21 protein-coding genes and 3 tRNA genes are annotated in these 19,789 nt (G+C 28.1%); 18 read left to right on the top strand and 6 right to left on the bottom strand.

Annotated elements, in window-relative coordinates:
- Positions 1–8 precede the first annotated feature (8 nt).
- From KQS_RS04735 to KQS_RS04695, 9 genes are read left to right on the top strand one after another with little or no spacing between them, the layout of a single operon-like run.
- A complete protein-coding gene (locus KQS_RS04735; RefSeq protein WP_041251993.1) occupies positions 9–1,595 on the top strand; it encodes a hypothetical protein in 1,587 nt (528 codons plus the stop codon).
- A 4-nt stretch (positions 1,596–1,599) separates the two neighbouring features.
- Positions 1,600–2,577: a glycosyltransferase family protein gene (locus KQS_RS04730; protein WP_014388063.1), complete on the top strand. Its 978-nt coding sequence runs from the start codon at positions 1,600–1,602 to the stop codon at positions 2,575–2,577.
- Between the two features lie 7 nt (positions 2,578–2,584).
- Complete coding sequence (locus KQS_RS04725; protein ID WP_014388062.1) at positions 2,585–3,613, top strand: glycosyltransferase family protein; 1,029 nt, start codon at positions 2,585–2,587, stop codon at positions 3,611–3,613.
- Positions 3,606–3,971, top strand: a complete 366-nt coding sequence (locus tag KQS_RS04720) for a sugar 3,4-ketoisomerase (protein WP_014388061.1) — start codon at positions 3,606–3,608, stop codon at positions 3,969–3,971. Before KQS_RS04725 ends, KQS_RS04720 begins: the two co-directional genes overlap by 8 nt.
- A complete protein-coding gene (locus KQS_RS04715) occupies positions 3,955–5,064 on the top strand; it encodes a DegT/DnrJ/EryC1/StrS family aminotransferase (RefSeq protein ID WP_014388060.1) in 1,110 nt (369 codons plus the stop codon). Before KQS_RS04720 ends, KQS_RS04715 begins: the two co-directional genes overlap by 17 nt.
- Positions 5,065–5,074: 10 nt before the next feature.
- On the top strand, positions 5,075–6,163 hold the full coding sequence (gene gmd, locus KQS_RS04710) for a GDP-mannose 4,6-dehydratase (protein WP_014388059.1): 1,089 nt from the start codon (positions 5,075–5,077) through the stop codon (positions 6,161–6,163).
- A complete protein-coding gene (locus tag KQS_RS04705; RefSeq protein WP_014388058.1) occupies positions 6,163–7,086 on the top strand; it encodes a GDP-L-fucose synthase family protein in 924 nt (307 codons plus the stop codon). Before gmd ends, KQS_RS04705 begins: the two co-directional genes overlap by 1 nt.
- A gap of 1 nt (position 7,087) precedes the next feature.
- Positions 7,088–7,906: a glycosyltransferase family 2 protein gene (locus KQS_RS04700; protein ID WP_014388057.1), complete on the top strand. Its 819-nt coding sequence runs from the start codon at positions 7,088–7,090 to the stop codon at positions 7,904–7,906.
- On the top strand, positions 7,903–8,808 hold the full coding sequence (locus KQS_RS04695) for a hypothetical protein (protein WP_014388056.1): 906 nt from the start codon (positions 7,903–7,905) through the stop codon (positions 8,806–8,808). The genes KQS_RS04700 and KQS_RS04695 overlap by 4 nt, the downstream gene beginning before the upstream one ends.
- On the opposite strand, the gene KQS_RS04690 is transcribed toward KQS_RS04695, so the two are convergent.
- Positions 8,801–9,859 (bottom strand): glycosyltransferase family 4 protein, encoded by a 1,059-nt coding sequence (locus tag KQS_RS04690; protein WP_014388055.1) that lies wholly within the window; start codon positions 9,857–9,859, stop codon positions 8,801–8,803. The two genes, KQS_RS04695 and KQS_RS04690, sit on opposite strands and share 8 nt — an antisense overlap.
- A gap of 72 nt (positions 9,860–9,931) precedes the next feature.
- Here KQS_RS04690 and KQS_RS04685 point away from each other — a divergent pair, with 72 nt between their 5' ends.
- Together KQS_RS04685 and KQS_RS04680 are read left to right on the top strand one after the other, a co-directional pair.
- On the top strand, positions 9,932–10,696 hold the full coding sequence (locus KQS_RS04685; protein ID WP_014388054.1) for a lipopolysaccharide kinase InaA family protein: 765 nt from the start codon (positions 9,932–9,934) through the stop codon (positions 10,694–10,696).
- Positions 10,697–10,720: 24 nt separating this feature from the next.
- Positions 10,721–11,536, top strand: a complete 816-nt coding sequence (locus tag KQS_RS04680) for a glycosyltransferase family 2 protein (RefSeq protein ID WP_014388053.1) — start codon at positions 10,721–10,723, stop codon at positions 11,534–11,536.
- Between the two features lie 4 nt (positions 11,537–11,540).
- Here KQS_RS04680 and KQS_RS04675 read toward each other — a convergent pair whose 3' ends face one another.
- Positions 11,541–12,605, bottom strand: a complete 1,065-nt coding sequence (locus tag KQS_RS04675; protein WP_014388052.1) for a glycosyltransferase family 9 protein — start codon at positions 12,603–12,605, stop codon at positions 11,541–11,543.
- A 97-nt stretch (positions 12,606–12,702) separates the two neighbouring features.
- On the opposite strand from KQS_RS04675, the gene KQS_RS04670 reads away from it, so the two are divergent.
- Positions 12,703–13,464 carry a glycosyltransferase family 2 protein gene (locus KQS_RS04670; protein WP_014388051.1) on the top strand — a complete coding sequence of 254 codons (762 nt, stop codon included), beginning with the start codon at positions 12,703–12,705 and terminating at the stop codon, positions 13,462–13,464.
- Here KQS_RS04670 and KQS_RS04665 read toward each other — a convergent pair.
- From KQS_RS04665 to KQS_RS04655, 3 genes are all read right to left on the bottom strand, one after another.
- A complete protein-coding gene (locus KQS_RS04665) occupies positions 13,450–15,324 on the bottom strand; it encodes an LTA synthase family protein (protein WP_014388050.1) in 1,875 nt (624 codons plus the stop codon). The genes KQS_RS04670 and KQS_RS04665 overlap by 15 nt on opposite strands.
- Before the next feature lie 27 nt (positions 15,325–15,351).
- Positions 15,352–16,167, bottom strand: a complete 816-nt coding sequence (locus KQS_RS04660; protein WP_014388049.1) for a 2,3,4,5-tetrahydropyridine-2,6-dicarboxylate N-succinyltransferase — start codon at positions 16,165–16,167, stop codon at positions 15,352–15,354.
- A gap of 111 nt (positions 16,168–16,278) precedes the next feature.
- The gene (locus tag KQS_RS04655; protein WP_014388048.1) at positions 16,279–17,181 is read right to left on the bottom strand and encodes an FKBP-type peptidyl-prolyl cis-trans isomerase; all 903 of its coding nucleotides are present in this window, start codon (positions 17,179–17,181) and stop codon (positions 16,279–16,281) included.
- A gap of 88 nt (positions 17,182–17,269) precedes the next feature.
- Between KQS_RS04655 and KQS_RS04650 the strand changes: the two genes are divergently transcribed.
- From KQS_RS04650 to KQS_RS04640, 3 genes are read left to right on the top strand one after another with little or no spacing between them, the layout of a single operon-like run.
- Complete coding sequence (locus tag KQS_RS04650) at positions 17,270–17,656, top strand: RNA-binding S4 domain-containing protein (RefSeq protein WP_014388047.1); 387 nt, start codon at positions 17,270–17,272, stop codon at positions 17,654–17,656.
- Positions 17,643–18,224 carry a class I SAM-dependent methyltransferase gene (locus KQS_RS04645; protein ID WP_394332335.1) on the top strand — a complete coding sequence of 194 codons (582 nt, stop codon included), beginning with the start codon at positions 17,643–17,645 and terminating at the stop codon, positions 18,222–18,224. The genes KQS_RS04650 and KQS_RS04645 overlap by 14 nt, the downstream gene beginning before the upstream one ends.
- A 7-nt stretch (positions 18,225–18,231) precedes the next feature.
- Positions 18,232–18,729: a phosphoribosyltransferase family protein gene (locus KQS_RS04640; RefSeq protein ID WP_014388045.1), complete on the top strand. Its 498-nt coding sequence runs from the start codon at positions 18,232–18,234 to the stop codon at positions 18,727–18,729.
- Here the strand turns inward: KQS_RS04640 and KQS_RS04635 are convergent.
- Positions 18,721–19,239, bottom strand: a complete 519-nt coding sequence (locus tag KQS_RS04635) for a shikimate kinase (RefSeq protein WP_014388044.1) — start codon at positions 19,237–19,239, stop codon at positions 18,721–18,723. The genes KQS_RS04640 and KQS_RS04635 overlap by 9 nt on opposite strands.
- A 205-nt stretch (positions 19,240–19,444) precedes the next feature.
- On the opposite strand from KQS_RS04635, the gene KQS_RS04630 reads away from it, so the two are divergent.
- From KQS_RS04630 to KQS_RS04620, 3 genes are all read left to right on the top strand, one after another.
- A tRNA-Lys gene (locus tag KQS_RS04630) sits at positions 19,445–19,517 on the top strand.
- A 28-nt stretch (positions 19,518–19,545) separates the two neighbouring features.
- Positions 19,546–19,618: transfer RNA gene (locus KQS_RS04625), tRNA-Lys, on the top strand.
- A 39-nt stretch (positions 19,619–19,657) separates the two neighbouring features.
- A tRNA-Leu gene (locus tag KQS_RS04620) sits at positions 19,658–19,739 on the top strand.
- The last annotated feature ends 50 nt before the right edge of the window (positions 19,740–19,789 follow it).

Below are 19,789 nucleotides of genomic sequence, written 5' to 3'. Positions count from 1 at the left end.
AAATGAATATGATAAATTATATTAAAAAGAAAATAGCCAAAAAAAAGGCAAAATACCAACAACGAAACTTTACATCTGCAAAAAAACAGTTTGCAAATGACTTAACTTATTTTATTCCTAATACACCTAATGAAAATACAGGGATTGTTTTAATTCAATTAGTTAAAGATTATGAATATTTAGTCAAGTTATTAGCTTCTGCAAAAGCAATTGCCGAGGATAAAAATCTTAAAATAAATTTTTATGATGTTTCTTGGACGGCGCATATTGGATGGGGAAAATTTAGAAAAAAAACCTCATTTTTTAAATCAAAACCTGTATTAGAAAAAGTAATAGGGAAATTAAACTCCGAAGTTATTTTTTATTGTGAAGATGTATTTGAAAATCAAAATTTAATAAAAAGTAAATTAACTGAAATATTAAAAAATTTAAATTCACCGGAAGATTTACTAAAATTAAAATTTGAATCAATAGAAGTTGGCGATTTAATTTACGATACTTATTTGAGATATTTTCATCAAGTTGATGTAAAAGAAATAAATAATGAAATCGAAAAAATCATAGAAATTGCGCTTAATATCTATTATAATTTTAAAGAGACCCTGAGTAAACATCCTATTAAAGCATTAGTAAATACCTATACTACCTATATAGAACATGGCATCACCGCAAGAATTTGTTTAGAGGAAGGTATTGATGTTTATACTGTAGGTTCCTTTTCCTATCGTATTCAAAAAATCACTAAAGATTTTCCCTATCATCAAATCAATCATACTTTATTTTCACCCAATAAAGATATTAAATCAGCTCAACTTAAAACAGCTGAAAACATTATTACATCACGATTTACAGGTAAAATTGATGCTGCTACAAGTTATATGAGAGCATCAGCCTTTAAAATTCAAGCTTTAAATGAAGATGTTAAAAAATTATTTGAGATAAATAAACGTAATATCATTATTTATCCGCATTGTTTTTATGATTCTCAACACATTAATAGACAATTACTTTATCCAAATTTATATCAATATTTAGAACAACTTTTACAAAATTTAATTTCAATCGAAAATACTTCTGTTTTTATTAAACCACATCCAAATGGTATCGAAGGAACGAAAGAAAAAACAATAGATTTAGTGAAAAGTTTTAATGTTGCACACTTTCATATCTTAGATGAAACTGTTTCAAACAACAATATTATTGATTTAAAACCAGACTTAATTTGTACTTATAGAGGAACAGTGGGGCTAGAAATGGCCTATTTCAATATTCCAACAGTAGCTTTAAATGATAATATGTATGTTAATTTTAATTTTGTACATACCTGTAATAGTATTGAAGAATATTATGCCATTGTAAAAGGAGAAAAAGAAACTTCTATTAATTTCGATAAAAATCAAATTTATAGTTTTTACTACCAGGCGTATTTAGATAAATTGGCTACGTTTGATGACACTGAAATTATGAAACTTTTACATTCATTTAATGGAGCTACTTATAATGATAACTACTTAACTCATTTAAAATCAAATAATTTTAATTATTCTGAATTATTTGCTAGTTATTTAAATGGATATAACTTAACAAAGAACTAATTTTATGAGTTTAGCACCCATTCTTTTATTCACTTACAATCGTCCCGAGCACACCCAAGCGGTTTTAGATTCTTTGTCAAAAAATAAAGAAGCTATTGATAGTGTTTTGTATATTTTTTGTGATGGCTTAAAAGAGAATAGTTCTGAAGAGAATAAAAGTAAAAACAAATTAGTTCAACAAATTATTTCATCGGAAAACCGATTTAAAGAAGTTAAAATAACAATACAAACAAAAAACAAAGGTTTAGCCCGTTCAATAATTGATGGTTTAAATACTGTTTTCTTGGAACATGAAAAATTAATTGTACTTGAAGATGATTTAATTCTTTCGCCCTTCTTTTTAGCTTATATGAATGATTCATTAAACAGGTACAAAGATTTTAAAAATGTAGGAGAAATTGGTTCATGTAATTTCTTTGCCTGTGGAAAAGAATTTCCTACTTATTTTTTCACAAATATGCCCGATACTTGGGGATGGGGAACCTGGAAAGACCGTTGGAATAAATTTAATGAAGATGCGGTATTTTTATACAAAGAATTAGAAAAAAACAATAAAATGCACGCATTTAACACTTATGGTGCTTATGACATGGAAGGCATGTTGAAAGATCAAATTTTTGGAAAAGTAGATTCTTGGGCTATAAGATGGCAAGCAGTGATGGTTTTAAATAATTGGCTTTGCTTGTACCCTAACCCATCTTATTCAAATCATATTGAGTCAATTAATGCTACTCATGCAAAAATTAATATGGTTCCACCGTTACAAAATAATGAACCTACATTTGAAACCATTGAAATAAAAGAACTTAAAAATGTAACCGAAGCCATGCAATTAGGCTACTCAGGTAAAGGTGACTATTTTGGAAAGCTTAGTAAAAAGTATCTCAAAAAGAAAACAAAAAAAATTTTAAAATCAGTACTTTTGTTCCCTCTTCCTTATGGAATTGTAGCTTTTTTCAAGAAAAACAAACCTAAAAAATAAGATTTCAATGCTATATTTAACTACATATTTTGATAAAAATTATTTATCTAGAGGTCTTGTTCTTTATAATTCATTAAAAAAATACAATCAAGAATTTGAATTGTACATTTTGTGTTTAGACGATTTTACACATGATTATTTCTTAAAAAATAAAAACACCTACAAAGAAATTAAATTGCTTAAATTAAATGAAATAGAAGAAAATGATGTTCATTTGAAAGAAGCTAAATCTAATAGAAGTAGAATTGAATATTATTTTACTCTAAGTCCTTGTTTACCACTTTTTTTATTAAAAAAGTACAACCTACCCCATATTTGTTCATTAGATGCTGATATATTATTTTTAGATGACCCTAAAAAAATATTTGACAAATTAAACGATTACTCTATAATTGTTACACCACATAAATTTTCAAAAGAGTTATTACATTTAGAAAAATACGGTATTTTCAATGTAAGTTTTCAAATATTTAAAAATAATTCAATCGGATTAGAATGTCTAAATGAGTGGAAAAAAGATTGTATCAATTGGTGTGGTGATGAATTTGACGAAAAGAATGACCGTTTTGCAGATCAAAAATACTTAGATAAATGGAGTAATTTATTTCCAAATGAATTATACAGTTTAAATGATAACACAACCGGTTTAGCACCTTGGAATATAAATAATTATACTATTTCCAAAAAAAATGATGAATTTTACTCCAATAATGAAAAAATAATATTTTATCATTTTCATCATTTCAAGATATTATCAAAAAAATGGGCTACAAATGGATTTAATGAATATAAAGTAAATTCTCAATCTAATCTTGATTTATTATATTTGTATTATTGGAACTTAATTGAAAACAAAAACAATAATTTAGGAATCAATCAAGACAATTCCACACGATACAAATCAAATTCATTGGTAGCTACTTTATTAAAAGAAAAAATAGTATTTAATAGAGTAAATGAAAATAGGATTAAAAAAATCAACTATGGTTTTATACCTAAGTTTATTCGAAAATTAATAATAAAAATATATGCCTAAGCTTATACATATCCATTCCTTTCATGAAAAAAGAGGCTCATTAAGTGTTTTAGAAAAAAACATTCCTTTTGATATAAAAAGAGTGTTTTACATTTATAATGTTGATGACTCCGTTAGAGGAAAACATAGACATCATAAAACAATTCAAGCAGCAATATGTATACATGGTTCATGTAAAATAGGAAATGACAATGGCAATGAAATTGAAGAATTTGTATTAGATCATCCAGAAAAATGTTTGTTTTTATATCCTGAAGATTATCATTGGATGTATGAATTCTCAAAAGATGCGGTATTATTAGTTTTAGCATCTGAATATTATGACCCTAAAGACTATATTTATGAACCATACAGATAAAATTGCTTACGAAAATCTAAATAAACTGAATAAAGAATTTGAATTGGAATTTAAAGAAAAGTTCCATTCATTCTTAGCAAGTGGTTGGTATGTATTAGGAAATGAAGTAAAAACTTTTGAAGACAATTTTGCCTCATATTGTGGTGCTAAATATTGTGTAGGAGTAGCTAATGGATTAGATGCACTTCAGTTAGGTTTAGTTGCCTTTGATTTTCCTCCAGGTTCTGAAATTTTAGTACCTTCCAACACGTATATTGCCAGTATATTAGCGATAATTAATGCGGGACATATTCCTGTTTTAGTTGAACCTAACAGTAATACTTACAATATTGATGAAAAACTAATTGAAGAAAAAATTACTTCAAAAACAAAAGCAATAATGGTGGTTCATTTATACGGACAAATCGCTCAAATGGATGCTATCGAAGCTATTGCTGAAAACTATAATTTAGAAATAATTGAAGACTGTGCTCAGGCACACGGTGCATCGTTTAAAGGTAAAAAAGCAGGAACATTTGGTAATATTGGAGCTTTTAGTTTTTACCCAACAAAAAATCTAGGTGCTCTAGGTGATGCTGGTGCCATAATTACTTCTAATGAAGTTTTATTTGAAAAATTAAAAGCATTAAGAAATTACGGGTCTGAAAAAAAATATTACAATAAATACACCGGTTTAAATTCAAGATTAGACGAAATTCAAGCTGCTTTTTTAAATGTTAAACTTCCTCATTTAGATAAAATTACATTACATAAAAGAAAAATTGCTGAAATTTATCAAAACAAATTAACTGATAAAGTAATCAAACCCGTAGAAATTACAAATGGATATCATGTTTATCATATCTACAACATTAGAACTAACAAAAGAGATGAATTAAAAGAATATTTAGTAGAAAATAACATTCATACTGAAATTCATTACCCGGTTTCACCAAATCATCAAGAAGGATATCAAAACTATTTTAAGGGAATGAAATTTCCAATAAGTGAGGAGATTCATAAAACTACATTAAGTTTACCAATATCATATGCCACAACAATCGAAGAGGCAGAACGCGTAATAGAAAAAATAAATTGTTTTTTTAACAATTAAACAAATTAAAATGAAAACAGCATTAATCACAGGAGTTACTGGTCAAGACGGAGCTTATTTAGCTGAACTTTTACTTTCAAAAGGATACATGGTTCATGGAATTAAAAGAAGAAGTTCATTATTCAATACACAAAGAATTGATCACATATACGAAGATCCACATATTGAAAATCAACATTTTAAATTACATTATGGAGATTTGAGTGATTCTACCAATCTTATTAGAATTATTCAAGAAACACAACCAGATGAAATTTATAATTTAGGTGCCATGAGTCATGTAAAAGTGAGCTTTGACACACCTGAATACACCGCAAACGCAGATGGAATTGGAACATTACGTATTTTAGAAGCAGTACGTCTTTTAGGATTAACCAAAAAAACTAAAATTTATCAAGCTTCTACTTCTGAATTGTATGGTTTAGTTCAGGAAGTTCCTCAAAAAGAAACAACGCCTTTTTACCCGCGTTCTCCCTATGCTGTTGCAAAAATGTACGCTTATTGGATAACCGTAAATTATAGAGAAGCCTATGATATGTTTGCTTGTAATGGAATATTATTTAATCATGAAAGTCCGTTGAGAGGTGAAACCTTTGTTACTAGAAAAATAACAAGAGGAATTGCTCAAATGGCATTAGGATTACAAGATTCCTTATTTATGGGTAATATCGATGCTAAACGTGACTGGGGACATGCTAAAGATTATGTTGAAGCCATGTGGCTCATCTTACAACAAGATAAACCTGAGGATTTTGTAATATCAACTGGAGTTACTACTACTGTTCGCGATTTTATAATTATGGCTTTTAAAGAAGTAGGTGTAGAACTGGAATTTAAAGGCGAAGGTGTTGATGAAGTAGGAATCGTAAAATCTATTTCAAATTCAGAATTTGAGTTTAAAGTGGGGCAAAAAGTAATTCAAATTGATCCAACGTATTTTAGACCAACTGAAGTTGATTTGCTTATTGGTGATAATACAAAAGCTAAAACTAAATTAGGGTGGTCACCAAAATATACACTTGAAATGTTAGTAAAAGAAATGATGGCTGCAGATGTTGATTTATTTAAAAAAGAAAAACTGATTAAGAATTTCAACTAATGAATAAAGATTCAAAAATATATGTTGCTGGCCATAGAGGTATGGTAGGAAGTGCTATTGTTGCTAATTTAATTGAAAAAGGTTTTACAAATATTATTACCAAAACTTCAAATGAGTTAGATTTAACAAATCAGATTGCCGTTGCAAATTTCTTTGCTGATGAACAACCTGAATATGTTTTTCTTGCAGCAGCCAAAGTGGGTGGAATTGTAGCAAATAATACCTATAGAGCCCAATTTATTTATGAAAACATGATGATTCAGAATAATGTAATTCATCACAGTTATTTGAATAATGTTAAAAAATTAATGTTTTTAGGTTCTTCGTGTATCTATCCAAAATTGGCGCCACAACCTTTAAAAGAAGAATATCTTTTAACAGGTTTACTTGAAGAAACTAATGAACCTTATGCGATTGCAAAAATTGCAGGTATAAAAATGTGCGATGCGTACAGAGATCAATATGGTTGCAATTTCATTTCTGTAATGCCAACGAATTTGTATGGTTTCAATGATAATTATGATCTACAAAATTCGCATGTACTTCCAGCGTTATTAAGAAAATTTCATGAAGCCAAATTGAACAATGAAGAAAAAGTAGAAGTTTGGGGAACTGGAACGCCTTTGAGAGAATTTTTACATGCAACCGATATGGCCGATGCCTGCGTGTTTTTAATGGAAAATTATAATGACCGTGGATTTGTCAATATTGGTTCAGGAAAAGAAATTTCAATTAAAGATTTAGCACTTCTAGTTAAAGATATAGTAGGTTTTAAAGGCACTATTTATTTTAATACTGAAAAACCAGATGGTACTCCAAGAAAATTAATGGATGTTTCCAAATTAAAAAATTTAGGTTGGGAATATAAAATTTCTTTAAAAGAAGGAATTGAAAACGTATATAAAACCAAATTCAATTCTTAAAATGAGTAAAATTTCGGTAATAACTGTTAATTATAACAACGATCTTGGTTTAAAAGAAACCATTGATAGTGTAATTTCTCAAACGTACAATAATTTTGAATTTTTAATTATTGACGGAGGAAGTAAAGACAATTCCTATAATATAATTAAAGAATACGAAGACAAAATAACGTATTGGGTTTCTGAATCAGACAAAGGAGTTTATTCAGCAATGAACAAAGGTATTTTAAAAGCATCTGGAGATTACATTATTTTTATGAATAGTGGAGATGTTTTTAACGATGAAAATGTTTTAAAATCAGTTGTTCCAAAATTTGACACTAATGCCTATTTTATCTACGGTAATAATTTTAAGAAAAAAGAAAATTCAAAAAGATTAAAAACCTATCCTGAAAAATTAAACTTTTCTTTTTTTTATACAAGTTCATTAAACCATCAAGCTACTTTTATAAGTAAAAAGGCTTTTACAGAATTATTTTTATATGATGAAAATAAAAAAATAGTGGCCGATTGGGAATTATTTATTGTGGGCATATGTAAAGAAAATTTACCCTACCAATACATCAATGAAACTATTTGTGTATATGATTTTACAGGTATGTCATCTAATGGGAAATATCAAGCTATTACAGATTCAGAAAAAAAAGAAACTCTTGAAAAGTACTTTCCCGCTTTTGTAGAGGACTATCAACAGGTTGCACTTTTAAATTCTAAAAGAATACAACAAGTAATTCATATACAAAAATCACCATTAATTTGGAAATTGATGAAATGGACTATAAGTTTGTTTCTATTGTTTACTCCAAAAATGAAAAAATGAAAAAAATACACGTAGGTTTCTTACTTTCATACGATTATTTAAAACTAAAAATAGCTATTCCTCTAGTTTATGAATATGCCGATAGAATTTTCATTGCACAAGATGAAAATTTTACTACTTGGAATGGTAATAAATTTCAAGTTGAAGACGATTTCTTTCTATGGCTAAAACAAATTGATACAAAAAATAAAATTGAACTATATAAAGACAATTTTTATATTCCTGAACTGACTGCCATTCAAAATGATACTCGCGAAAGACACATGTTATCTATGAAAATGGGAATTGGAAATTGGTTAATTCAAATCGATAGTGACGAATACATACCCGACTTTAAAGGTTTCGTAAACCAATTAAGAAAATACGATCACTATTTAGATAATCCTAAAAAAACACCTGTTCAAATTTCAGGATTTCATGTTGATATTTATAAATATCTTGATGATGGTTTATTGTATGTTACTAATACCTGTAAAGTATTATTAGCTACTAACTACCCTAATTATAAATTAGCTCGACAAAGTTATGAGCGTGTTATATATGTAAATACTTTAGTATTTCATGAATCATTAGCTAGAACTGAAGAAGAGTTACAATTTAAATTAAAAAACTGGGGGCACAATCATGAACTGAACACAGAATTTTTAACGAAATGGAAATCAGCATCAAAAGATAATTACAAAGAAATTAAAAATGTATTTTATTTAAATCCAAAACAATGGAAATCATTAGGTTATTTACCTACCAAAGATTTTTTTGAAGTAAACAAAAACATCAAAAAAATTGATATCCAACAGATTACTCCACTATATTTATTTTTTAAAAATTTTGGACAATGGTTTAAATATAAATTTACAAAACCTAAAAAACAAAATTTAAATTTTGAAGATTACATTAAATAGTATACAATTTCAAATATTCACGAGCTGCTTTATTCCAATCGAAAAAGGCAGCTCTTTCTTTTATTTTTAATTCCAAAGCAGACTTGTTTAAGTTATAATAATTCAATTGACTCAAAACTTCATTTTTCATATATTCTGGAGAAAAATTATCCCAATAAAAAGCAGCATCACCACCCACTTCTGGTAATGAAGTTTTTGTTGATAAAAAAACAGGTTTTCCAAAATACATGGCTTCAATTGGAGGTAAACCAAAACCTTCACGAATAGAAGGAAATAAAAAAGCTTCACAATTTTTCATATAAAATTGTTTTGCTGTATCTGAAATTTTTCCCGTTAAAAAAACATTCGAAAGATGTTCTTTTTCAATTAGGTTTCGAATAAAATTACCGTATTCTTTATCATTATTGCCTGAAATAATTAAATTATACTCTGGCATATATTTCATCATTAATACAATTGAATGAAAATTTTTTCTCTCAATAAAATCACCTAAACTAAAGAAAAATGGTTTATCTACGGGAATACTTGAAACAAAATTTGAACAATCCAGATCAGTAATAATAGGATTACCATTGTAAATTATTTTCTCATCTACTTTAGGCACATTAAAATACTGATGCGTTTGTTCCTTAGCAAAATTAGATATATAGGTTATTACATCAGCTCTATTTAATTTTTCAATAAATAATTTATTTTTCGGATGACTCATATCAGAGGAATGCTCCTCAACAAAATTCACATCATGTATAGTAAGAATATATTTTTTTGGCTTCGTACCCGGTTCAATTTTAGTATTTTGATTCAGACTATGCCATACATCATACTTAGTTCTTATCCTAAATAATTTATGACGTTGTAAACTAGTATATTTTTTGTACGTAAAAATAGATGGAAACTCATTTTCTAACTCAGAAGGATTTGGTGTATTAAGCGTAATAGTTAAATTTGATAAATTTTGATTAGCAATTGCTTTAATTAATTCATAATTAAAAGTGCCTAAACCACCTGCTCTATTTTTTATATTATGAGATTCTAAAAATACTTTTACCATTGTTTTTTTTGTAAAATTATCCAATAAATTGGAATTATAAAAAACTATACCTAATTTTGATTAAAAAGAAAAATGAACAACAAATTTAATCCTAATTTTATTTCTTATAAAGACACTATCAATAGTTGCATTTTAAATTTTTTTACTACCGGAAAAATGCTATCGGATGGGAAACGAAATAAAATTAAAATTTTTGAATTTGATACTGTTACTTTAAATATTAAATCTTTTAAAAAACCGAATTTACTAAACCAAATCGTTTACCGTTATTTAAGAAAATCAAAAGCACAACGTTCATTTGAATATGCAACTTTATTAGAAAAATACCACATAGGAACGCCCACTCCAATTGCCTTTTATGAAAATACATCCTTTTTTGGTTTGAAAGACAGTTATTACGTGTGCAAACATTTAAATAATGTAGTTGAATTTAGGGAAATTGTAGAAAATGAAAACTTTGAAAATAGAGATGAAATCATTCGTCAATTTACAAGATTTACATGTAATATGCATGAACAAGGAGTAGAATTTTTAGACCATTCGCCTGGAAATACACTAATTAAAAAAAATGATGACAATACCTATTCTTTTTTCTTAGTTGATTTAAATCGAATGAAGTTTCATAAATCATTAGATTTTACTACTAGAATGAAAAATCTTTCAAAGATTACTCATAAAAAAGACATGATTGTAACAATGAGTAACGAATATGCACTAATAACTGGTGAAGATGAAAAAGTAATATATGAAACTATGTGGAAATTTACAGCTGATTTCCAATCCTATTTTCACAGAAAAAAAAGAATAAAAAAGAAATTAAAATTCTGGAAAAAATAGTATTTTCACACCTTAAATTATTGAATGGAATTATCTGTAATTATAACTACCTATAACAAAGAAATCTGGCTTCAAAAAGTTCTTGAAGGTTATGCTAATCAAAGTGAGCAAAACTTTGAAGTAATTATTGCAGACGATGGATCAAATTCAAATACAAAACATATAATTGATTCTTTTCAGAATAGATTCATACATCCTATTCAACATATTTGGCAAGAAGATAATGGTTTTCAAAAATGTAAAATTTTAAATAAAGCCATCTTAAAATCAACAACCGATTATCTTTTATTCACTGACGGTGATTGTATACCACGATTCGATTTTGTTGCTCAACATTTAAAAAATAAAGAAAAGGGATATTTCTTATCTGGTGGCTATTTTAAGTTGCCAATGAGTGTCTCAGAAAAAATTTCATTAAATGATATAAAAAATCAAAATTGTTTTTCAATTTCATGGCTTATTAAAAATAATGTTTCAAAAAGTTTTAAGCTAACTAAGTTAACGCGAAATATTTTATTTGCAAAACTTATGAATTGTATAACACCTACCAAAAAAACTTTTAATGGACACAATACTTCTTGCTACAAAGAAGATATATTAGCGGTTAATGGATTTAATGAAGAAATGCAATATGGAGGTTTAGATAGAGAACTTGGTGAACGATTACTTAATAATGGTTTAAAATCTAAACAAATTCGTTACAGTGCCATTTGTATCCATTTAGAACATGAACGAATTTATGCTTCAATTGAAAATTGGAAAAAAAATAACGAAATCAGAAATTATAATCAAAAACATAAAATAACTAAAATAGAAAAAGGTATTTCTCAATACCTTTAACTCATTAACTAATCTTATTTATAAAGTCCTTTAATTTTTCTTTTATTAAATCAATAGGATAGGCATCAAAATATTTAAAAGTATGTTCTTTAATATATTTTTCATCGTGCTCTTCATAAATTTCAGGCTTTAAATCTTTCAAATGAATTGACACATTTTTTTCATCTTCAAAAATTTGCCAAGTTTCTTTATCTACACTAGGCGAAAACAATGAAAATGTTGGAACTGCCAATGCTTTTGCCATATTTACCGCACCACCCTCATTACCAATTAATGCATCACATTGCGACAGTAATCCTAAAAACGATCGTAAATCTTGCGCATATAAATCAAAATAAATACGCTTTTGAGTTTCAGGATTACATAAATCATAAATTCTTTTGGCATCATTGATCTGCTTTGGGATGTAATTAAACAGTAAATTTGCATCTGTTTCTTTCACAACAAAATCTAATAATTCAGCCATTTTCTCAAATGGATAAGTTTTATACCATTCACTTCCTAAAATACCAATCATGTAAACCGGTTTGTCTTTTTTTAGTGGAAATTTAGATACTAATTCTTGAGCTGCTACAACTTCATCATCAGCTAAAAAAATTACAGGTTTATAATCCTTTATTTCATGTTTAATTAATGGAGATAATAATCTTAACCTGTTGATAATAGCTAAACCTATATCAGATTGCGTACCGTTTTTTAATCGTTCAATATTATAATTATAAAACAAACTCGAATACCCTTTTTTATACGATATTTTATAGTTTGCACCTGAAAAAAAAGTAATTAAATTTGTTTCTAATTTACTGTAAGCATCAATTACAACATCATATTTAGCAGCTCTAATCTTAAAAATAAATTGAAATAAAGAAAAATAATTTTTCCTTACTTTTTCCTCTAATACAATAACATTAGAAATATTTGGATTGTTTTTTAATACATCAACACAATTAGAATAACACATGTAATCTATTTGTGCATTAGGAAACTCTTTTTTTAAATTATTTGATAAAATTGTTGATGTTAAAACATCGCCAATTCTTTTTTGTTGTATAACTAAGATTTTTTCCATTTAATTACTCTTATATGTTGCGAAAATACATAACTCATTTTATTTATTTACATTTTAAGATTAAATAAAATAATTACTTTTGTAAAAAATAACAATTATGGCAATTAGCGGTTTAGTCATCACTTTTAATGAGGAAAAAAATATTGGGAAATGTATTGATGCTTTGTTCAAAGTTTGCGATGAAGTAATTATTGTTGATTCATTAAGTAGTGACAATACTGTTAAAATAGCAGAAGAAAAAGGTGCTAAAGTTATTTTACAAAAATTTTTAGGTGACGGTCCTCAACGCACACACGGCTTGCCTTATTGTAAAAATGATTGGATTCTAAATTTAGATGCAGACGAATTTTTAGATAAAGACGCTGAAGCATTTATTAAACAAGAAAAATACCTTCAAGGAAATTACGATGCATTTTCATTTAGAGTGAAAAATTATTTAAAAGACGAGTTAATCGATTTTTCAGGCTGGTATCCAGACCATAAAGTTCGATTTTTTAATAAAAAAACTGCGAAACCATCTGCTGCAAAAGTTCATCAAAAAATAGAAACAACTAATGAAAAAAAAGTAGCTGTTCATATTTTACATTATGGTTGGGATTCTTTTGAACAAATTATAGCAAAGAAAAATCAGTACTCTACATGGCACGCCCAACAACTTTTTGACCAAGGTAAAAGAGTAAATAGTTTTAAACCTGTTATTAACGGATTAACAGCATTTATACGATGCTATTTTTTCAAAAAAGGAATATTTAATGGAATAGATGGAATTACTATTGCGTTGATTCAAGGTTTCTTTTCTCACATGAAATATTCTAAATTATTGAAATTACAAAGAGAAGAAAAATTATTGAAGCGTTAACTTATTGTTGATCATTCTATCGTTAAACGATTGAACATAAGCTTTTATAAATCGTTCCATTTTTAATTTAACCTTAACTTCGCTTTCATTTTGGATTAAATTATTTTTCAATAATTCATCTTTTTTAAAATTATACAATCCAATAGATTGTTTTCCATCAAAAGCTAAATAGTAATCATTACTAATATAATGATAAATATTGTCTAAATAATAAACTACAAAATCCCTTTTATCATTATACGATTTGCCATAAGAAATCATTTTAGAAGGCAAATTCAAATAATCTAAAATAGAAGGCATGATGTCAATCTGTTGAAAATTTTTCATTGATTTTTTTACTATTGAGGGATTAGACGGATCAAATAGCAAAATAGGAATTCGAAATTTACCAACATTTGTGCTAAATTTATCTTCTGTTGGTTCAGAAGAAGTATGGTCTGCAGTAAGTACAAAAACGGTATTTTTAAACCAAGGTTGTTTTTCAGCAGATTTAAAAAATTGCTGTAAGGCATAATCTGTATAAGCAATACTTTCTTGAATTTTTGTTTTACCTTTTGGAAATTTATTTATGTACTTTGCTGGTATTGTATAAGGATTATGAGATGAAATTGTAAAAATGGTTGTAAAAAACGGTTGTTTAAATGTGGTCATTTTTTTTGAAAAAAACTGCATAAATTCTTCATCAAAAATACCCCAACTACCATCAAATGCTTCTGGTCCTACATATTCATTCTTTCCAAAATAACTATCAAAACCAGCAACATTACAATATTGATCAAAATTTTGACTTCCATTAAATGCCCCATGAAAAAAAGCAGTATAATAGCCGTGTTCTTTTAATAATTTTGGCATTCCGTAAACTTTATTAACAGCGTAACTCGACGTTATTAAAGAATGGTTCATTAAACTTGGAATACTGGATAATGTGGAAGGTACCGCATCTATTGATAGTTTACCATTGGCAAATCCATTTTCAAAAAACAATGATTTTTCGATTAATGAATCAAAAAATGGTGTTTGACCGTGCTGTACATTTTCTCTACCAAAACTTTCTAAAATTATAACAACTACATTTTTCTTATTTGCGATAGAATCTGATTTTAAAACTGTTATAGGATTAAAAACACGGTTCAATTCTTCTTCTGAATAAAATTTTGGAATTTCTAAAGTTTCTTTTTTACCAATTGTTTTTAAAATACAAAATGGAGTATTTAAAACTAAAGCAGATTGCGTTGTATTTCCATATTTTACAGCGTCTACAATTTTTAAAGGTTTTGTTTGAACCCCTCCTCTTGCGAATAAAAAAACAAAAGCAAGTAAAAATACACTCAAAAAAGACTGTTTCCCAATATGATTTGTTGTTTCAATATCTTTCGAAAAATGCTTTGCATCAGGAATAATTTTCCAAAAAATGTAACCTAATCCAATTGCTAATAATGGTTGGTACCAAAACTCCTTAAGAAATGAAATTAAAAGCCCTCCAATTTCATTTTCCATTCCACTTGCCGTAATTAATCCAAATGTACTTCGCCTTCCTGTGAACTTAAAATACTCAAAATCAACAAAATTTGTTAAAATAAAAATAAAATTAACAATAAAAAATCCTCTTTTAAGCGCTAATTGATATCTTTTTGAATACTTAAATTTTCCTGGTAAAAAGTGTAAAAGTGCAAATAACAAATTAATATAGGCAATAGCAGATAAATCAAAATGCAATCCCCCTAAAAAAGTTACAAAATTGAATTCTTTAAACGAACCGTAGTTAAAATAAAGAAATAATAATCTACAAACTTGATATAGAAATAGAACAATAAAAAATCGTTTAAAAAAAAGTAATACCAGTTTATTAAAGTTTTGCATATTAAGTTTGTAGATTATATAGATAGATTATACTGCAACATTATATTCTCTTAACGCATCATTAAGAGAAGTTTTTAAATCCGTTGATGGTTTTCTTTGTCCGATGATTAAAGCACATGGAACTTGATATTCTCCTGCAGCAAATTTTTTTGTATAACTTCCCGGAATTACTACTGAACGAGCAGGAACAACTCCTTTATATTCAATCGGTTCATTACCAGTTACATCAATAATTTTAGTAGAACCTGTTAATACTACATTTGCACCTAAAACCGCTTCTTTCTCAACTCTTACTCCTTCTACAACAATACATCTAGAACCAATAAAAGCACCATCTTCAATAATTACAGGAGCAGCTTGTAAAGGTTCTAAAACACCTCCTATACCTACACCTCCACTTAAATGCACATCTTTACCAATTTGAGCACAACTTCCAACTGTTGCCCAAGTGTCAACCATAGTCCCCGAATCAACGTAAGCTCCAATATTTACATAAGAAGGCATCATAATTACACCAGATGCAATATAAGCGCCATGACGAGCAACCGCATTTGGCACAACGCGAATACCTTTTTCAGCATAATTTCTTTTCAAAGGCATTTTATCATGATATTCAAATATTCCTGCTTCCCATGTTTCCATTTTTTGAATTGGGAAGTACATTACAACTGCCTTTTTTACCCATTCATTCACCTGCCAACCTGATTCAGTTGGTTCAGCAACTCTTAATTTCCCGTTATCAATTAATTCAATAACCTCTCTAATAACCTTTTGAGTAGTTTCTTCTTGTAACAAAGCTCTATTATCCCAAGCTTGTTCTATGATTGATTGTAAATTATCCATTTGTATTGTTATTTTTTTGCAAAGATACTATTAACTTGTAGATTTTTATCGTTAGAAATAAAAAAGTCCTGAAAATTTCAGGACTTAAAATATAGTAGTTGTTATTTTATTTTAATCATTTTGACAAGCCGGATTCAAATGTATCGGTTTTCCATTTGTACTTCCAGGACAAACTGGAATAGTTGAATATACATAATGGCTTGAATTAACTCCTGTAATGAGCGTAGCACTCGTTGTAGCTAGTTCAACTTTTGTTAGTACACCATCATTATCATCATCAATATCTAAATAATCTTTTACTCCATCCCCATCCGAATCTAAATAACTGCTTGGATAATTTGGCCCATATTCATCTTTAGATAAAATCTTATCTGCATCATGATCTTTGTATCTTAAATTCATTAATTTAAAATTAAAAATAATAGGTGTATACGCTTCAACAGTACCGGCACTTGCATTAAAATAGGCTAAACCAGAAGGGATAAACATTACACCTGCTCCAAAATCATTAAACGTAAATGTACCGTCGCCATTTGCAACATAGGTACCAATTTTAAATTCGGGCATAATTTCTCTCCAACCTTGAATTAAATCTTCTAATTCAAACCAAACTGGATTAGGAGCCGAATCAAAAGAAGTTAAATTCGTTTTATGACCTTTGTATGAAGTATAAACAGAATCTAATCTTGTTGGACGTTCTCCAACACCTTCTCTAAGTTTGATATAATAAAGCTTATAAGCTATATCATTTTGATTAATTATTTTAAATTCTAAATCTGTTCTATCACTAATAGGTGTCCCCGGATTTGTACTTGTAATTTCTTCAAAAGTTACATTATAATTTGCATCAACATTCATTTTATGAGTATCCATAAATTGTTCAATCTCTGCTATATCTTCTGCATAAACATCACTAAATGGTCTAATTTCTTCACCAGCTGGATCATCTTTAGGACAACCAACTAATAAAAACAATATTGGTAATACAAGAAGTAACTTATAATTAAATTTCATTTTCATAATTTTTTATTCATAAATATTGGGTGCAAGATACGATTTTCATTTATTTTTGTACAAACATTAACATTGATTTTTAATTTCTATGCGAATTGATAAATATTTATGGTGTGTTCGCTATTTTAAAACACGTGGATTAGCTGCTGATGCTATAAAAAAAGGGCATGTTTCAGTTAATGGACAAGTAGCGAAAGCCTCAAGAGAAGTATTTGCTACAGATAAAATTATATTAAGAAAAGATCAAATAAATTATGAAATGCAAGTTTTAGATCTGCCACCGAATCGTGTTGGAGCAAAACTTGTTGATATTTATAGAAAAGACACCACACCAAAAGAAGCTTTCGAACATTTAGAAATGCTCAAATTGACAAAAGAATATTATCGTGCAAAAGGCACAGGTAGACCAACAAAAAAAGACCGAAGAGATTTGGACGACTATGTAAGCGACGAAGATTTTTATGATGAAATTTAATAAAGAATATTGGGAAAACAGATATGAGAACAATGAAACGGGTTGGGCTATTGGAAAGATTTCAACACCGATTAAAGAATATATTGATCAAATATCAAATAAAAACTTAAAAATATTAATTCCAGGCGCGGGTAATGGCTTTGAATTTGATTATTTAATTGAAAAAGGATTTAAAAATGTGTATGTCGTTGATATAGCATCACAACCATTGAAAGAAATCGCACTTCGACACCCAAATTATGAATCGCATCTAATTGAGAATGATTTTTTTGAATTAGATGACAAATTCGATTTAATTTTAGAGCAAACTTTCTTTTGTGCGTTAGACCCCGAATTGAGGAATCAATATGCTACTAAAATGTACAATCTTTTAAATACAAATGGAAAAATTGCCGGACTATTATTTAATTTTCCATTAACAAATGAAGGCCCACCATTTGGAGGCTCAGAAGAAGAATATAGCACTACTTTTAAAAGCCAATTTAAAATTAAAACATTAGAAAATTGTTATAACTCAATTAAACCAAGAGAAAATAGAGAATTGTTTTTTATTTTTGAAGCTAAATAACCTAAACATGACACACAACATCATTCTAAATAACCAAGAAATTCAACATAAAACAAAGAGAATTGCTTATCAAATTTACGAAACCTTTTCCAATGAAGATGAGATCGTAATTGCCGGCATTTCAAACAGCGGATTTATTTTTGCTCAAAAAATTGCAGCGCAATTAGCGTTGATAAGCGACTTAAAGATTAAAATTTGTGAAGTTGAAGTAAACAAGCAACACCCAAATTTACCTATAAAAACGAGTTTAAAACCAGAAGAATACACTAATGCTAACTTGGTTTTAGTAGACGATGTTTTAAAATCAGGTAGCACTCTAATATACACAATTAAACACTTTCTGGATGTTCCTATTAAAAAATTTAAAACAGCAGTTTTAATAGACCGAAATCATAAAAATTATCCGGTAAAAGCAGATTTCAAAGGATTATCCTTATCTACTTCTTTACAAGAACATGTTCAAGTTGTTTTTGAAGAAAAGGACTCCTACGCATACTTAAGCTAATTTAGCTGCTATTTCATCAACTAAGTCGTCAATTGTTTTGTTATCAACAATAACAACGTGATTGACTTGATGATAATAAAAACTTCTATCAAATAAATGTTTAGCAATAAATTCCTCCAACTCTTCATTGGTTTTATTTGCTAACAATGGTCTGTTTTCTTTTTCTAAATTTAATCTTGAAGCCAATTCTTTAATACTCCCCTTCAAATAAAAAGATGTTATAGTCTCTTTTTGGTAAATTTTATAATTATCATAATAGCATGGAGTACCTCCACCTAATGCCAAAACAAAGTCATTCTGATTCGATATAAATTCACGAAGTAACTCATTTTCTTTTTTTCTAAAAAACAATTCACCTTTAGTATCAAAAATACTTTTAATTGGTAACCCAACATTTTCTTCAATCAGTTGATCTAAATCATAAAATGATAGGTTCATTTTATTTGCTAATTCTAAACCAATAGTTGATTTACCAGAGCCCATATAACCTATTAATACAATCTTTCTCATGCCTCTTTTCTTTTCAACCAAAGGTAAAAAAATAACTCCATTAGAAATTTTTAAAAAAAATAAAAAAAACTTTTTAGAATAAATCACTTAAAACTAACAGGTTATATTTTTAATTTAAAAAAAAGTAAAATATTTCTAAAAAATAGGTTGTAAAATAAATTTAAGGTTGTATATTTGCACCCGCAATCAGGAAATGATTTTTAAAGACTCCGTAGCTCAGCTGGTAGAGCACATCACTTTTAATGATGGGGTCCTGGGTTCGAATCCCAGCGGGGTCACAATTTAATTTTCAGTTTCTTTTGCTACGACTCCGTAGCTCAGCTGGTAGAGCACATCACTTTTAATGATGGGGTCCTGGGTTCGAATCCCAGCGGGGTCACTAAAAAAGTTAAGCAATCGCTTAACTTTTTTTGTTTTAGGCCATGTGGAGGAATTGGTAGACTCGCCATCTTGAGGGGGTGGTGTCGCAAGACGTATGGGTTCGAGTCCCATCATGGTCACTTCTTCAAATTTTTTATCTCCCTAATTCTTACCCATTTTAAAAAAAAAA

Origin of the sequence: Flavobacterium indicum GPTSA100-9 = DSM 17447 (genome assembly GCF_000455605.1) — a bacterium.
Lineage (GTDB): Bacteria > Bacteroidota > Bacteroidia > Flavobacteriales > Flavobacteriaceae > Flavobacterium > Flavobacterium indicum.
The sequence above is the reverse complement of the archived record's forward strand: the minus strand, read 5'-3'. Positions and strand labels throughout refer to the sequence as shown.

Excerpts from the sequence above, each read along its gene's own strand:
- KQS_RS04715 (WP_014388060.1), top strand. The coding sequence starts at position 3,955 with ATGAACCATACAGATAAAATTGCTTACGAAAATCTAAATAAACTGAAT.
- KQS_RS04675 (WP_014388052.1), bottom strand. The coding sequence starts at position 12,605 with ATGGAAAAAATCTTAGTTATACAACAAAAAAGAATTGGCGATGTTTTA.
- KQS_RS04730 (WP_014388063.1), top strand. The coding sequence starts at position 1,600 with ATGAGTTTAGCACCCATTCTTTTATTCACTTACAATCGTCCCGAGCAC.
- KQS_RS04705 (WP_014388058.1), top strand. The coding sequence starts at position 6,163 with ATGAATAAAGATTCAAAAATATATGTTGCTGGCCATAGAGGTATGGTA.
- KQS_RS04645 (WP_394332335.1), top strand. The coding sequence starts at position 17,643 with ATGATGAAATTTAATAAAGAATATTGGGAAAACAGATATGAGAACAAT.
- KQS_RS04680 (WP_014388053.1), top strand. The coding sequence starts at position 10,721 with ATGGAATTATCTGTAATTATAACTACCTATAACAAAGAAATCTGGCTT.
- KQS_RS04640 (WP_014388045.1), top strand. The coding sequence starts at position 18,232 with ATGACACACAACATCATTCTAAATAACCAAGAAATTCAACATAAAACA.
- KQS_RS04695 (WP_014388056.1), top strand. The coding sequence starts at position 7,903 with ATGAAAAAAATACACGTAGGTTTCTTACTTTCATACGATTATTTAAAA.
- KQS_RS04720 (WP_014388061.1), top strand. The coding sequence starts at position 3,606 with ATGCCTAAGCTTATACATATCCATTCCTTTCATGAAAAAAGAGGCTCA.
- KQS_RS04660 (WP_014388049.1), bottom strand. The coding sequence starts at position 16,167 with ATGGATAATTTACAATCAATCATAGAACAAGCTTGGGATAATAGAGCT.
- KQS_RS04685 (WP_014388054.1), top strand. The coding sequence starts at position 9,932 with ATGAACAACAAATTTAATCCTAATTTTATTTCTTATAAAGACACTATC.
- KQS_RS04735 (WP_041251993.1), top strand. The coding sequence starts at position 9 with ATGATAAATTATATTAAAAAGAAAATAGCCAAAAAAAAGGCAAAATAC.
- KQS_RS04635 (WP_014388044.1), bottom strand. The coding sequence starts at position 19,239 with ATGAGAAAGATTGTATTAATAGGTTATATGGGCTCTGGTAAATCAACT.
- KQS_RS04665 (WP_014388050.1), bottom strand. The coding sequence starts at position 15,324 with ATGCAAAACTTTAATAAACTGGTATTACTTTTTTTTAAACGATTTTTT.
- KQS_RS04700 (WP_014388057.1), top strand. The coding sequence starts at position 7,088 with ATGAGTAAAATTTCGGTAATAACTGTTAATTATAACAACGATCTTGGT.
- KQS_RS04670 (WP_014388051.1), top strand. The coding sequence starts at position 12,703 with ATGGCAATTAGCGGTTTAGTCATCACTTTTAATGAGGAAAAAAATATT.
- KQS_RS04650 (WP_014388047.1), top strand. The coding sequence starts at position 17,270 with ATGCGAATTGATAAATATTTATGGTGTGTTCGCTATTTTAAAACACGT.
- KQS_RS04690 (WP_014388055.1), bottom strand. The coding sequence starts at position 9,859 with ATGGTAAAAGTATTTTTAGAATCTCATAATATAAAAAATAGAGCAGGT.
- KQS_RS04725 (WP_014388062.1), top strand. The coding sequence starts at position 2,585 with ATGCTATATTTAACTACATATTTTGATAAAAATTATTTATCTAGAGGT.
- KQS_RS04655 (WP_014388048.1), bottom strand. The coding sequence starts at position 17,181 with ATGAAATTTAATTATAAGTTACTTCTTGTATTACCAATATTGTTTTTA.
- gmd (WP_014388059.1), top strand. The coding sequence starts at position 5,075 with ATGAAAACAGCATTAATCACAGGAGTTACTGGTCAAGACGGAGCTTAT.